Origin of the sequence: Streptomyces sp. ITFR-16 (assembly GCF_031844705.1) — a bacterium.
Classification (GTDB): domain Bacteria; phylum Actinomycetota; class Actinomycetes; order Streptomycetales; family Streptomycetaceae; genus Streptomyces.
On the sequence record NZ_CP134609.1, the window covers coordinates 7,730,288 to 7,743,569 of the forward strand.

Genomic DNA, 13,282 nt, shown 5'->3' on the forward strand with positions numbered 1-13,282 from the left:
CGCCCCCGCCTCCCGGCGGTCAGCCCCGCCCGGCCTCGAAACCGCGCAGCCGGTCGGCGTCACAGGTCCGGGGACAGGTGTCGCAGGCCTCGTGCGGGCGGATCGTGTAGAAGAGACAGCACCCCGCCCGGTCCCGGGTCGGGTACGAGGCACCGTCCGCCCCCGTCAGCCGCCGGAACCCGGCGCCCGCGGGGAACGGCGGAAGGGGCCCCGGCAGCAGCCGCCCGGCGGCGGCGACGGCCTGCTCCTCCTCGCCCAGCATCCGGCCCACGTACCAGAGGGACGAGACGAGATCGTCCTCGACCATGCCCCACAGCGTCCGGGGCCCGCGCCGCACATGGGACCCCAGCGCCGCGCACAGCGGCCGCACCAACTCGGCGACGGCGCCGCGCAACAGGTCGCCCAGCGCCGCTTCGTCCGGCACCCGGCGCACCCCCGGCAGCCCCTCCGCCGGATCGCCCGGCAGACAGGCGAACGTCCCCGGCACCACCTGGTACCGGTCCTCGCACCGCCCGATCCGTACGTCCTCCGGGCGCAGCAACGGCACCCGGCGTTCCAGGTACCAGGGCCCGCCGAGCAGCAGGCACAGCGACCAGAGGCAGTTGTGCAGCAGCCGGGAGGCCACCACATCGGGACGCGCCCGGTGCTCGTACTGCTCGGCGATCCGCCCCCGCTCCGCGTCGAGGAAGGCGTCCAGCAGACCGGGCCGGCCCGCGAGCTCGGCGACATCGACCCAGTTCTGCGCGGCCGGAGCACCCGGTTCGGCCACCTCGGCGTCGAGCCCCGGACAGACATCGATCAGCCGGCGGTAGGTGGCCGCGAGGAGGGCGGAGCTGCTCTCGGCGGTCCGGAGGGATGCCGGTGCCGGGGCGAGGATCACGGGGGCTCCTAGGAGGAAGTGCACACACGACGGACAGAACCCGCGGCAGTGGTGATGACCAGCGGATCGTCAGCTTAGGGGAGGCTCACCTTACTACTGCCTGGGGGGCGGTCGAGCGAACCCCGGGGTGTTGTCGCCCAGTTGGTGGAATTAGGCATGCCTAACCTAAGCTTCCGTCGTCTCTCCTCGTCCAGTGCGCCGGAAGTGACCGCTGATGCAGATGTATGTGCTCGCCCTCAATCCGACCGATTCGGTGGTGAGCGGATTCCTTCCGGCCGCCGCACGGCTCGGCCTGTCCGTGACTGTCCTGACCGACCGGCCCGACGCGTACGGACCGCCCGCACTCCTGGGGCCCCGGGTCGGCATCGCCGCCTGCGACGTCCGCGACCACCGCGCGGTGATCAGCCACATCTCCCGGCACGCGCAACCCGACGCCGTCTTCACCAACAGCGACCATCTCCAGGTGCAGGGCGCACTGGCCGCCGAGTTCTTCGGCCTGCCCGGAAAGAGCTGGCGCGCCGCTCTGCGTACCAAGGACAAAGCCCTGATGCGCCGTCACCTCGCCCTGTCCGGAGCCGAATCCGTCACTGCGGCCGAGATCCTGCCGGGGGAGTCGCCCCGTGACCGCCTCGAAGCGGCGGGAGTCGGCTTCCCGTGCGTCGTGAAACCGCGCGAAGGTGTGGCGAGCGAGGACGTCGTGCGCGCCGAGAACCCCGACGAACTCCTGCGCCACTGCGCGGAGATCCGCGCACGCCGCCCGGGTGCCGCCCTGGTCGTCGAGGAGTTCCTGCCCGGCGAGCTGTACACCCTGGAGACCCTGGGAGACGGCAGCCGTCTGCATGTCCTCGGCGGGTTCCACACCCGCCTCTCGGCGCCGCCCCACTTCATCGAACAGCGGCTCACCTACGTCCGCGACCACCCCGCGGCCGTGGTCACCCAAGTCCTCGGCCGGCTGGCGGCGCTCGGCGTGGGGGCGGGTGCCTGCCACACCGAGTTCGTCGTCCACGACGGCCGCGTACGCATCATCGAGGTGAACTACCGCGTCATCGGGGACCACTGCGACCTCCTCCTCGCCGACCTGCTCGGCATCCCGCTCTTCGACCTCGTCCTCGCCACCCACCTCGGTGAACCTCTGCCCGAGACCCTGGGCGCCCGCGCGGAGGGCGCCGCGCGGATCGACTCCCCGTGCGCCGACCGGGCCGGAGTGCTCACCTCCGCGCCCGGCGACACCGACCTGACCGAGGCGGGGGTACGCCTCACCTACCGCCCGCTGCGCCCGGTCGGCGCGCACCGGCCGCTGTACCGCACCAACCGCGACTACCTCGGCATCCTGCGGACCATCGGCCCCGACCAGGCGGCGGTGGACCGCGCCGCCGACTCCTTCCTCGCCGCCCAGCGCTGGGAGATCACCCCGTGACCGGGGCCCCGCGCCTGGTCCCCGGTGCCCCGGCCGCCGAACCCGCGCACACCACGCACAACGCCGCACACCAGCTCCTGCGCGTTCTCAGTGCCCTGCTGCGCGAGGACGTGGCAGGGCTGCGCACCCGAGGCACCGTCCTCGACCGGGCCGACGGACCCTGGCTGCGCCTTGTCACGGGGCCCGGCCGCGCTCTCCTCCTGCCCCTGCGCAAGGACGGCTTCCAGAGCATCTGGGCCGCCCGCCTGCCCCTCCTTCGCCAGGAGCCGGACGGTACCGACCTGGTCACCACCGACTCCGTGCTCCGCGCCCTGGCCCGGCTCGCCGCCCCTGAGGACGCCGCCGGCTACGCGGCGTTCGCCGAGGAGTGCCGCGGCGACCTCGCGGCCCGCCACCTGCACACGGCGACCCGGGCCCCGGTGCTCGCCAGGCTGGCCGACGGGCACGGCACCGACGCGGCCCACTGGCGCGGCCACACCGGATCACTGGCCTACGACACCCTGGCCGCCCGGACCGACCATCCGGTCCATCCGGTCTCCCGAGGCCGCAAAGGACTGGGCGAGCCGGAACTGCGCGCGTACGCCCCCGAATTCCACCCTCGGTTCCCGTTGCGCTGGCTCTCGCTGCCGGCCCCGCGCGTCACCCTGGTGCCCGGACCCGGCACGGCCGCGACCGGCACGGTCCGCACCGCATCCGCCACCGGGAGCGCTCCACCGTACGCAGGGCCCGCCCCGGACGGCATCCGTCCCACTCCCGAAGAGCTCGGGCTGCCGGCCCGCCACCGCGAGGGCCACCTCCTGCTTCCCGTCCACCCGCTCACCGCCGCCGGCCCCCTGCGCGCCGCCCTGGCCGAGACGGGCCTCGCCCCGTACGCACACCTCGCCGAACGGCCGTCGCTCGACGTCGTACCGACCCTGTCCATGCGGACGGTCGCACTCGCGGGCCGTCCGGACACCCACATCAAACTCCCGCTCGCCACCGCGACCCTGGGCCTGCTCAACCGGCGTACGGTCACCCCCGGCTCCCTGCGCGACGGCGCCGCCGGACAACACCTCATCGAGGGGGTCCTGCGGCGCGAGCCACGCTTCGCCGGACGCGTCCTGCTCGCCGACGAGACCCACTACGCCCACGCCGGACACCCACTCCTCGCCGTGCTCCACCGTCGGCAGCCCGCCGGGCTCGACGACGCAACCGTCCTCCCGCTCGCGGCACTCCTCGCGACCGCCCCGGACGGGAGGCCCGTCATCGACGGCCTCGCCGACCGCTTCCACGGCGGCGACCCGGTCGCCCTGGCCGACTCCGTCCTGACCCTGCTGTTCGACTGGCAGACGACCCTCTTCGCCCACGGCATCGCCTTGGAGTCCCACCAGCAGAACGTCTCACTCGTCCTCGGCGGCGGCACCGACGGCCCCCGCCTGCTCCTCAAGGACAACGACGGCCCGCGTGTCCGGACCCGCCGCCTGGCCGAAGCCTGGGGCTGTCCCGAACCGACGGCCGAACGCCTCGGTTTCGACGACCGGCGGATCTGCGTCAGCGAGGACGGGCCCGTCGCCGACCTGTTCACCGCCATCACCGTCCACCTGTGCGCGGGCTCCCTGGCCTTCGGCCTGGCCGCGCACGGCACCGCACCCCTCGACCGGCTGCTCGGCCTCGTACGCGACCGGCTCGCGGAGGCGGTCGACCGCACCGCCGGCACCCGCCCGGAGGCCGCAGCTGTCCTGCGGGCCCGAGTCCTGGACGCCGCCGAGCTGCCCGTGAAGGCCATGGTGACGGCCGGCACTCTGCTGACCAAGGCGCGGTCCGGAGCCACCGACATCAACAAGCACTACACCACAGGCCCCAACTACCTTTTGCGGAAGGCATAACCGCCGATGCCCAGCACCACCACGCGCACACCGGCCCGTGCGACGTTCCTCCCCACCGCCGACGACGCGGTCGCTCACACCCTGCTCAACTGTCTGCTGCGCGAGGCCACCGCACCGGAGGACCGCACCCTCACCGACGGACGCCTCGTCGTGCGTCTGCCGCACCTGGACACCCTGCTGCGGATCGGCGTGCGCCGCACCTCCCTCCTGGGAGCCCACCGCTTCTCCGGTGCCGCCGGGCTGAGGGAGGTCTCGCGCGGCGGCGCCTGGCAGACGATCGGCTGGCAGCGGCTCGCCGAACTGGTGCACGGCGAACTGACCCTGCGCACCGGCACGGACAACGACGAGTTCCTGTCCCAGGTGGCCGCCAGCCACCGCGCCATCGCCAGCTCTCTCGTCCGCGCACCGGCCCGTACCCCGGACCAGGCCGGCGCCGGGGACCCCCTCGACGCCTACCTCGCCTCCGAACAGTCCCTGCTCCTCGGCCACCGCTTCCACCCCACACCCAAGGCACACGGCGCCGATCCCGACACCTGGGCCGCGTACGCGCCCGAGGAAGGGGCACGGTTCCCGCTGCGGCTGCTGGCGGTCCGGGACGCGTTCCTCGTCGGGGACACGGTGGAACCCGGGGGAGCGGCGGCCCTCGACCGGGCGGGCGAGGCACCTCCCGGGTACCGGCTGCTCCCCGCGCATCCCTGGCAGTTCCGCATGCTCGGCGGGCATCCCGCGCTGCGGGCCGCCCTCGCCCGCCGGGACGTGCTCGACCTGGGGTCCGCAGCGACCCCGGTCACCCCCACCGCCTCCGTGCGGACGGTCCACGACGGGACGGACTTCCTGAAGTTCAGCCTGGACGTGCGGATCACCAACTGCCTGCGCAAGAACTCCTCGTACGAGCTCACCGGAGCCGTCGCCCTGACCCGGCTGCTCGGACCCGTCCTCGCCGACCTCGCGGCGCGCCACCCCCGGGCCGCCGTGCTCCGGGAGCCCGCCTACCGCTCGCTCGCCCTCCCCGGCGCGGACGGCCGCCCCGACCGTGCCCTCCTGGAAGGCTTCGGCGTGATCGTCCGCGAGGGCCTCACCCGTCACACCCCCGAGGGCGCCACCCCGCTCCTGGCGGCAGCCGTCGCGGACGAGTACCCGCTCGCCCCGGGTCGCGCCCTGACGCTCCTCGCGGACGCCGGGCCGGAGGAGGCCGCCGCGTGGTGGCGCCGCTACACCGCCGTGCTGATCCCTCCCGTCCTGACCGCCTTCTTCCGCCACGGGGTGGTCCTCGAACCGCACCTGCAGAACGTCGTCGTCTGTTTCGGCCCCGACGGCCTCGCGGAGCGTGCCCTCTTCCGCGACCTCGAAGGCACCAAGCTCCTGCGCAGCCACCACGCCGAGGCCCTGCGCGAGTTGCCCCACGAGGTCGCGGGCCCCCTCACGTACGACCGCGACAGGGGATGGAACCGGGTCGTCTACTGCCTGCTCGTCAATCACATCGCGGAAGTCCTCGCCGCCGTGGCCGACCTCCACCCGGAGACCGAACCCGCCCTGTGGCGGCAGGTACGCACCGTCCTGGAGAGCAGCTCCGGCACCCTCGGCCGGCCGCGGGAACTGCGCGCGCTGCTGGCGGGCGCGCCGCTGCCCGCGAAGGCCAACCTCCTCACCCGCTGGCGCCGCTCGGCCGACCGCGACGCCGGGTACGTGCGTCTGCCGTCACCGCTGGCCCCCGCAGCCGCGAACGGCCGCCGCCCCACCTGACCGCGCCCCCCGTCCGGAGCCCCGCCCGCCCTACCACCGACTCGAACGGATCACCGGTGCCCTCGCCACTGCTCACCCCCGCCGTCCGCTCGGATGCGCGGAACCTCGCTGCCCATGAACTTCCTTGTTACGTACACGATCTGACGGACCTGCATACGCACGCCGCGGCTGTGCGCACGGCCCTTCCGCCGGAGGTGGAGCTGTACTACGCGGCGAAGGCCAACCCCGACCCCCGGATCCTCGCCACCCTCGCCCCGTGGACGGACGGCTTCGAGGTCTCGTCCGGCGGTGAACTCGCCCACGTCCGGGCCGCCGTGCCCGGACGGCCCCTTGCCTTCTCCGGACCGGGAAAGACCCCCGCCGAACTCGCCGAGGCGCTGGCGTCCGGCGTGGAGCGCGTCCACGCCGAAAGCCTCCACGAGGTGCGGATGCTCCGTGCGCTCGCCGCGCACACCCCTGTCCCCGGCCGTCCGCCCACCCGCGTCCTGGTCCGGATCAACCCGCCCGTTCCGGACGGCACGCTGACCGGCAGCGCCCTCACCATGGGCGGCCGCCCGGCCCCCTTCGGCATGGGCCCGGAGGAGGCGTCCGAGGCACTCCGGCTGCTCACCGACGGCGACTGCCCCGGTCTCGAAGCCGCAGGGGTGCACGCGCACCTCGCCAGCGGCCTGCCCGCCGGCGCGCTGCTGTGCGTCGCCGAGGCCGTCGTGGCGGCGGCCACCGCTCTGGCGCGGTGTCACGGGACCGCGCTGGACGAGGTGGTCCTGGGCGGCGGCATGGGCGTCGACTACACGAGCCCCGCCGACCGCTTCGACTGGGCTGCCTACGGGGCCGGGCTGGCGTCCCTCGTCGCGCGCCACCCCGGCCTGCGGCTGCGGATCGAACCCGGCCGCGCGCTGACCGCCTACTGCGGCTGGTACGTGACCGAGGTGCTGGACGTGAAACGCAGTCACGGGCAGGACGTGGCCGTCGTCCGAGGCGGAACCCACCACCTGCGGACGCCCGCCGCCAAGGGCCACGACCAGCCGGCGGAGGTGGTGCCCGTCGAGGCATGGCCGCATCCGTGGCCGAGGCCCGCCGCGAAGGGCGGCCGGGTGACGGTCGCCGGCCAGCTCTGCACCCCGAAGGACGTGCTCACCAGCGGACTTGTCGCACCGGGGCTACGGGCGGGGGACCGGGTGGTCTTCGCGCTGGCCGGGGCCTACGCCTGGAACATCTCCCATCGCGACTTCCTGATGCACCCGCCGCCCGGCTTCCGATTCCTCGGTGGCCCAGGAACCAGAACCTCCGGAGGATGCTAAGTTAGGCAAGCCTAACCTAAGGAGTTGAGATGGTCTTCGCCCGTCCCCGCACCGCCGAGCTCTCCCACGCGGAGCGGATCCGCTCCGTCGTCGCCGCTTCGGACTCGCTCAGCCTGACCACCGTCGGTGCGTCCTACGACCTCATCGCCATGCACACGGTCGAGGACGGACGGCTCGTGCTCCGCGTGCCGGACGACACGCCGCTCGCCGCCGAGATGGTCTGTGCACCGCGCGGTGCGCTCGGAGCGCTCGTGGAGTTCACGGACATCTCGCCCGTGCGGGCGCGCGACCGGGTCCGTGCCCGGATCTCGCTCTCCGGCTGGCTCGCCCCGTCGGGCGGCCGGGACGGAAACGTCATCCCCCTCCAGCTGGACCCGGGGCGCGCCTGCATCCAGTGGGACGGGCGCATGCACCACGTGGGCCTCGACGAGGTGTTCCGCGCGGAGCCGGACGCGCTCGCGCTCCAGGAGGCGCCCATGCTCGCCCATCTCGAGGACGGCCACCGGGACGTGGTCGCCCGGCTCGCCCGGCTGGCCGCGCCCGACGTCCGGCGTGGAGTCGTCGACGTACGTCCGTACGCGATGGACCGTTACGGGTTCACCCTGCGCTACGAGTACGCCCAGGGGCACCGTGACGCCCGCCTCCTCTTCCCGACCGCCGTCAGCGACGCCACGGAGGTGGGGTGCCAGGTCGAGGCGCTGCTCGCGCAGGCCCGGAAGTGCCGAGGGGCCGCCCACCGGCCCTGAGCCCTCGCGGCGCCGGATCGGCTCGGCCCGTCGTCGCTCCGGACCCGGAGCCTGTCCGGATTGCGGACCGCCCGTCTCCGGCCGGCACGCTCGCCGCTGATGGCGAACACGGCCGCCGCCACCGTGACGCACGACGCCGCGCTCCATGTCGCGCCGCGAGTCCCGTAACGGCCGGCCGAGCCCCATGTGGGGGAGTCCGCGCGTGTGCGGCGGCGCTGTCCGGGCAACTGGCGGATATTGGACTCTCGGCGGTCCCGCGGTGTGCGGCCGCCCCGGACGAGGAGGCTGCCGTGACGACCCCCGCCGCATCGGACGACCCCGGAGGCAGGAAGCAGGGCCCGGGCGGCGGAGGGGGTGACCGGGGCCGCGACCCGCGCGACGAGGCCGCTGCGCCCGGCGACTCCGGGCTCGGCACCATCACCACGGCGGTACCCGCCCGGCTCGACCGGCTGCCCTGGTCGCGCTGGCACTGGATGATCGTCATCGGCCTCGGCACAGTGTGGATCCTGGACGGCCTCGAAGTGACGACGGTCGGCAACATCGCGAGCCGGCTGTCCGAGGACGGCTCCGGACTGGACATCACCTCCGCCCAGGTCACCGGTCTCGCCGCGGCCCTCTACGTGGCGGGCGCCTGTTCGGGCGCGCTGTTCTTCGGCTGGCTCACCGACCGCTTCGGCCGCAAGAAGCTGTTCATGGTGACGCTCGCCGTCTATCTCGCCGCGACCGCGATGACCGCCCTGTCGTTCAGCGCGTGGTGGTTCTTCCTCTTCCGCTTCCTCACCGGATTCGGCATCGGCGGCGAGTACGCGGCCATCAACTCGGCCATCGACGAACTGATCCCCTCCAAGTACCGGGGCCGGGTCGACCTCATCATCAACGGCAGCTACTGGCTGGGCGCGGTCGGCGGGGCGCTGCTGTCCATCGTCATGCTGAACACGGACTACTTCCCGAAGGACCTCGGCTGGCGGCTCACCTTCGCCCTCGGTGTCGTACTGGGCCTCGTGATCCTGCTCGTACGCCGGCATGTGCCGGAGAGCCCGCGGTGGCAGTTCATCCACGGCCACGGCGAGGACGCGGACAGGCTCGTCGGCTCCGTCGAGCGGGAGATCGAGGAGGAGAAGCACGAGAAGCTGCCCCCTCCGGCCGGTGAGATCACCATCCATGAGCGCAAGAGCATCGGCTTCGGGCTCATCGCGAAGACCGTCTTCCGCAGCTACCCCAAGCGGGCAGTGCTCGGCCTCTCCCTCTTCATCGGGCAGGCCTTCCTCTACAACGCGATCACCTTCGGCTTCGGCGCGATCCTCACCACCTTCTACGATGTCCAGAGCGGCCACACGGGCTACTACTTCGCCGTGATCGCGGCCGGCAACTTCGTCGGCCCGCTCGTCCTCGGCAAGCTGTTCGACACCATCGGACGCCGCATCATGATCGCCGGTACGTACATCGTGCCGGGCATCCTGCTGTTCGTTACGGCCTGGCTCTTCGACCGGGGCTCGCTCACCGCCAACACCCTCACCGCGTGCTGGTGCGTCGTGCTGTTCTTCGCCTCGGCCGGGGCGAGCAGCGCCTATCTGACGGTCTCCGAGGTCTTCCCGATGGAGACCAGGGCGATGGCGATCGCCTTCTTCTACGCGGTCGGTACGGCCGTCGGCGGTATCAGCGGCCCGCTCATCTTCGCCGACCTCACGGAATCGGGCGTACGCGGCGACACCGCCCTCGCCTTCAGTATCGGCGCGGCGCTGATGTGCGCGGCGGGCATCGTCGCGGCCTTTCTCGCGGTCAACGCCGAGCAGCGCTCCCTGGAGGACATCGCGAAGCCGCTCTCCCAGACGGACGGCGACGACAGCGGCGGATCCGGCGGTACGGTGCCGGCGGCCGGTACCGAGGGTGGTCGCTGAGGGCGGCCACCGAGGCCGGCGGGTACTGCCGTCAGCCGCCGCGCCGGGCGGCCGCCCCCGGCGGGATCAGCCGCAGAGCGAGCAGACCGCCGACGCCGGGAACGAGGGCGACGGCTCTTGCGGCCGTCGTCACAAAGCCCGTGCGCCACGTCCCCACCACGACGAACAGGTAGGCGCAGCCGTGGAGGGGTCCCATCAGGGCGGAGACGGGGGCGAGGTGGGCGGTGACGAGGTTGATTAGCATGACGAGCAGCGATACCAGCTCGGCATGTGCCGCGATGCGCAGGGCGCGGTGGTCCATCGTCAGGCCCCCGTGGTGGAGCCGGGGCGGACGATCATCAGGACCGTGACCGTCGCCCACAGCAGGTTGAAGACGCCGGTGAGCAGGGCGAGGCGGCCGGCCGAGCCGGACACGGAGGCCCGGCCGGCGCCGAGAGCCGCCTCCTGGGCGGGCAGGATCAGCAGGGCCAGCACGGCGGCCGCCGCTGCGGTCAGCACGATCGAGGCGATCAGCCACCCGCTGCCCAGGACCCCGAGACTGCCGGCCGTGGCGAACCCGAAGACGGGAACCGCCATGCCGACGGCCGCGTAGACACGGCAGATGCGGTGGAGGATCCGAAGCGGGGTGAGCGCCTCGGCGCCATCCGGATCGCTGTGGGCGCGGCGCAGCGCCCTCGGGAACATGCCGGCCGCGACGGTCACCGGACCGATCGTCAGCACGGCGGCCAGCACATGCAGGGAGAGGAACAGCTTCGTCACGGGTCAGCGCTCCACGTGCGCCGGGACGGTACGGCGTCGGCCGCTGACCGCCGAGGCCGGAAGGCGGCCCGCCCGCGCGGTGCCGGTCAGGGTGTCGCCGTCGACGGTCACGGCGAAGGCGAGGTTCAGGCGCAGGGGTTTGGTGACGGCCTGCCGCCAGCTGAGCCGGTCGCCTTCGAGGGCGACATCGGTGAGCGGGACGTCCTGACCGGCCCCGTGGGCGGACCCGGTCAGGACACCGCCCCGGCGGCGGAGTTCGGTCACGGCTCGGATCTTGCCGATGGGGGTGGCGACGGACAGGTCCCAGGTGCCTTCGACGGACATGGTGAGGTGCTTCCTTGGGGTGCGGTACGGGTCAACGGTGCCGTACGGGTCAGGGGTCAACGGTCGTGGCTGCGGTGGCGGGCGTGAGGTCAGAGACCGGCCGGCACGGGACCCCGGGCGCGCCAGACCGTCCCCCGGCGCTCGTGCGCGAACAACTCCTCGACGGCATGGGCGATCCGGGGCCCGACCTCGCGCTCCAGCAGGTACAGCCCGAGATCGAGCCCGGAGGTGACGCCGGCAGCGGTGACGAGGTCGCCGTCGTCGACGACGCGGGCGCTCACCGCGTGGACACCCGTGGCGTCGAGCATGTCCAGGCCCAGGTGGTGGGTCGTGGCGTGGCGGCCCTCGATCAGGCCGGCCATGGCCAGGACCAGCGAGCCGCCGCACACCGCGCTCACCGTCACCTGCGGATGGCTCATCGCCGCCGCCATCAGCGCGGGCAGCCCGGTGTTCAGGGTGCGGCCCAGGAGCACCGGGACGAACGCGTCCCGCTGCCACTCCCCGCCGGCGCCCGCGTCCTCGTCGTGGACCTCGCCGGGTTCGCCGACCCGGCCGGAGGCACCGGGGAGCAGGATCAGACCCGCGCGCCCCGGGTCGAGCATCGCGGTGGCACGCAGCGCCAGGCCGCCGGTGCCGCTGACCACCTCGCGCGGCCCTTCGGCGGAGACCAGCTCCACATCCACCGCGCCGCCGGAGGCGGTACGCCCGGCGTACAGCACCTCGTAGGGAGCGATGACATCGAGCGGATCGAAGCCGTCGAACAGGACGATCTGGGCGTGCATGAGGTGGTCCTTCGTGGGTGCCTTGACCCGGTCCCCGCCGGGCTCGTCCACGACGCTAGGCGGCCGCCGCCCTCCCGCCCAGTGGCATTAATGACACCTTCCCACGGGATAACGCCAAAGCCCACAACAGACCACTGACCTGCACAGAAACGAGAACCGGTGCACCCGGCCCGCACCGGTCCAGGCGGCGAGGGGGTACCTTCTGGCCATGCACACTGTCGCCGTCCTCGCCCTGGACGGGGTGATCCCGTTCGACCTGTCCACCCCGATCGAGGTCTTCACCCGCACCCGTCTCCCGGACGGCCGCCCCGGCTACCGGATCCGCGTGTGCGCGGAGACCCAGGAGACCGACGCGGGCTCCTTCACTCTGCGTGCCCCCTGGGGGCTGGAGGGCATCGAGGGCGCGGACACGATCATCGTGCCCGGCACGGCGAACCCGGAGGCCCCGCTCGCCCCCGCGGTCCGCCGGGCGCTGCGGGCGGCCGCCGAGAACGGGACACGTATCGCCTCCATCTGCTCCGGCACCTTCCCGCTCGCCGCCACCGGGCTCCTCGACGGTCTGCGGGCCACCACCCACTGGGCGGCGGCCGGGCTCCTGGCGGCCACCCATCCGGCCGTCGAGGTCGACCCGGACGTCCTGTACGTCGACAACGGCCAACTCCTCACCTCGGCCGGTGCCGCCGCCGGCCTGGACCTGTGCCTGCACATGATCCGCCGCGACTACGGGTCGGCGGTCGCCGCCCACGCCGCCAGACTCTCCGTCATGCCCCTGGAACGCGAGGGCGGACAGGCGCAGTTCATCGTCCACGACTACGTGCCCACACCCCAGGGTTCCTCCTTCGAGCCCCTGCTCGGCTGGCTGCAGGACAACCTGGCCGACGACCTCACCCTCGCCGACATCGCGGCCCGGGCCGGCACCAGCACCCGTACGCTCATCCGCCGCTTCCGCGAGCAGACGGGCACCACGCCGCTGCAGTGGCTCCACCGCGCCCGCATCCGCCGAGCGCAGCACCTCCTGGAGACCACCCGCCAGTCCGTCGAGCGCATCGGCGCACAGGTCGGCTTCGGCTCACCCACCGCCTTCCGCGACCGCTTCAAGCGCACGACCGGCGTGAGCCCCCTCGCCTACCGCCGCAGCTTCAGCTGAGCCCCCGGCCGCCGTCCGAGGGGGCGGGACCGGCGGCGCACGCGGCCTCCTGGGCGGCCATGACCTCGTCCCCGTGCTCGAAGGCCCAGGCGCCGACCGCCTCGATCGGTGCCAGCAACGTCTGCCCCAGCCGGGTGAGTTGATACTCGACCCTCGGCGGCGCACCGGGCAGGGCGTGCCGTTCCACCAGCCCGTTGAACTGCAGCCGGCGCAAGGTCTCGGTCAGGACCTTCGAACTGATGCCCCCGATGTCCTCCCGCAGCTCGACCGGGCGCCGGGGACCGTCACGCAGCGCCCGGACCACCACGGCGTTCCAGGTGTGGGAGAGCAGATCGAAGGCGAGGCGGGCACGGCAGTCGGCGAGGAAGGTATCGGTCGTCACTTACCAGATGGTGCCCGACCGGCCTCCTAACGTCGTGC

13 protein-coding genes are annotated in these 13,282 nt (G+C 73.2%); 7 read left to right on the top strand and 6 right to left on the bottom strand.

The features are described 5' to 3' along the window. Positions 1-19: 19 nt before the first annotated feature. On the bottom strand, positions 20-880 hold the full coding sequence (locus RLT58_RS34155; RefSeq protein WP_311314236.1) for a (2Fe-2S)-binding protein: 861 nt from the start codon (positions 878-880) through the stop codon (positions 20-22). Between the two features lie 214 nt (positions 881-1,094). Between RLT58_RS34155 and RLT58_RS34160 the strand changes: the two genes are divergently transcribed. From RLT58_RS34160 to RLT58_RS34185, 6 genes are all read left to right on the top strand, one after another. Beyond that, positions 1,095-2,297: an ATP-grasp domain-containing protein gene (locus tag RLT58_RS34160; protein WP_311314237.1), complete on the top strand. Its 1,203-nt coding sequence runs from the start codon at positions 1,095-1,097 to the stop codon at positions 2,295-2,297. Further along, a complete protein-coding gene (locus RLT58_RS34165) occupies positions 2,294-4,162 on the top strand; it encodes an IucA/IucC family protein (protein ID WP_399131746.1) in 1,869 nt (622 codons plus the stop codon). The genes RLT58_RS34160 and RLT58_RS34165 overlap by 4 nt, the downstream gene beginning before the upstream one ends. Positions 4,163-4,168: 6 nt before the next feature. Further along, the gene (locus RLT58_RS34170; RefSeq protein WP_311314238.1) at positions 4,169-5,905 is read left to right on the top strand and encodes an IucA/IucC family protein; all 1,737 of its coding nucleotides are present in this window, start codon (positions 4,169-4,171) and stop codon (positions 5,903-5,905) included. 56 nt (positions 5,906-5,961) lie between these two features. Beyond that, positions 5,962-7,206 carry a type III PLP-dependent enzyme gene (locus RLT58_RS34175; protein WP_399131748.1) on the top strand — a complete coding sequence of 415 codons (1,245 nt, stop codon included), beginning with the start codon at positions 5,962-5,964 and terminating at the stop codon, positions 7,204-7,206. Between the two features lie 29 nt (positions 7,207-7,235). Beyond that, positions 7,236-7,952: a DUF2470 domain-containing protein gene (locus RLT58_RS34180; RefSeq protein WP_311314239.1), complete on the top strand. Its 717-nt coding sequence runs from the start codon at positions 7,236-7,238 to the stop codon at positions 7,950-7,952. Positions 7,953-8,242: 290 nt separating this feature from the next. Beyond that, positions 8,243-9,850, top strand: coding sequence for an MFS transporter (locus RLT58_RS34185; RefSeq protein ID WP_311314240.1), 1,608 nt, complete (start codon positions 8,243-8,245; stop codon positions 9,848-9,850). 31 nt (positions 9,851-9,881) lie between these two features. Here RLT58_RS34185 and RLT58_RS34190 read toward each other — a convergent pair whose 3' ends face one another. The 4 genes from RLT58_RS34190 to RLT58_RS34205 all read right to left on the bottom strand — a co-directional run bounded on the left by RLT58_RS34190 (position 9,882) and on the right by RLT58_RS34205 (position 11,715). Beyond that, positions 9,882-10,151: a DUF3817 domain-containing protein gene (locus RLT58_RS34190; protein ID WP_311314241.1), complete on the bottom strand. Its 270-nt coding sequence runs from the start codon at positions 10,149-10,151 to the stop codon at positions 9,882-9,884. 2 nt (positions 10,152-10,153) lie between these two features. Next, the gene (locus RLT58_RS34195; RefSeq protein WP_311314242.1) at positions 10,154-10,609 is read right to left on the bottom strand and encodes a hypothetical protein; all 456 of its coding nucleotides are present in this window, start codon (positions 10,607-10,609) and stop codon (positions 10,154-10,156) included. Between the two features lie 3 nt (positions 10,610-10,612). After that, on the bottom strand, positions 10,613-10,933 hold the full coding sequence (locus RLT58_RS34200; RefSeq protein WP_311314243.1) for a hypothetical protein: 321 nt from the start codon (positions 10,931-10,933) through the stop codon (positions 10,613-10,615). 89 nt (positions 10,934-11,022) lie between these two features. Beyond that, positions 11,023-11,715, bottom strand: coding sequence for a DJ-1/PfpI family protein (locus RLT58_RS34205; RefSeq protein WP_311314244.1), 693 nt, complete (start codon positions 11,713-11,715; stop codon positions 11,023-11,025). 208 nt (positions 11,716-11,923) lie between these two features. On the opposite strand from RLT58_RS34205, the gene RLT58_RS34210 reads away from it, so the two are divergent. Further along, positions 11,924-12,862 (top strand): GlxA family transcriptional regulator, encoded by a 939-nt coding sequence (locus tag RLT58_RS34210; protein WP_311314245.1) that lies wholly within the window; start codon positions 11,924-11,926, stop codon positions 12,860-12,862. Here RLT58_RS34210 and RLT58_RS34215 read toward each other — a convergent pair. Beyond that, complete coding sequence (locus RLT58_RS34215; protein ID WP_311314246.1) at positions 12,855-13,244, bottom strand: winged helix-turn-helix transcriptional regulator; 390 nt, start codon at positions 13,242-13,244, stop codon at positions 12,855-12,857. The genes RLT58_RS34210 and RLT58_RS34215 overlap by 8 nt on opposite strands. Positions 13,245-13,282 lie beyond the last annotated feature (38 nt).

Excerpts from the sequence above, each read along its gene's own strand:
- RLT58_RS34160 (WP_311314237.1), top strand. The coding sequence starts at position 1,095 with ATGCAGATGTATGTGCTCGCCCTCAATCCGACCGATTCGGTGGTGAGC.
- RLT58_RS34170 (WP_311314238.1), top strand. The coding sequence starts at position 4,169 with ATGCCCAGCACCACCACGCGCACACCGGCCCGTGCGACGTTCCTCCCC.
- RLT58_RS34180 (WP_311314239.1), top strand. The coding sequence starts at position 7,236 with ATGGTCTTCGCCCGTCCCCGCACCGCCGAGCTCTCCCACGCGGAGCGG.
- RLT58_RS34190 (WP_311314241.1), bottom strand. The coding sequence starts at position 10,151 with ATGGACCACCGCGCCCTGCGCATCGCGGCACATGCCGAGCTGGTATCG.
- RLT58_RS34200 (WP_311314243.1), bottom strand. The coding sequence starts at position 10,933 with ATGTCCGTCGAAGGCACCTGGGACCTGTCCGTCGCCACCCCCATCGGC.
- RLT58_RS34205 (WP_311314244.1), bottom strand. The coding sequence starts at position 11,715 with ATGCACGCCCAGATCGTCCTGTTCGACGGCTTCGATCCGCTCGATGTC.
- RLT58_RS34210 (WP_311314245.1), top strand. The coding sequence starts at position 11,924 with ATGCACACTGTCGCCGTCCTCGCCCTGGACGGGGTGATCCCGTTCGAC.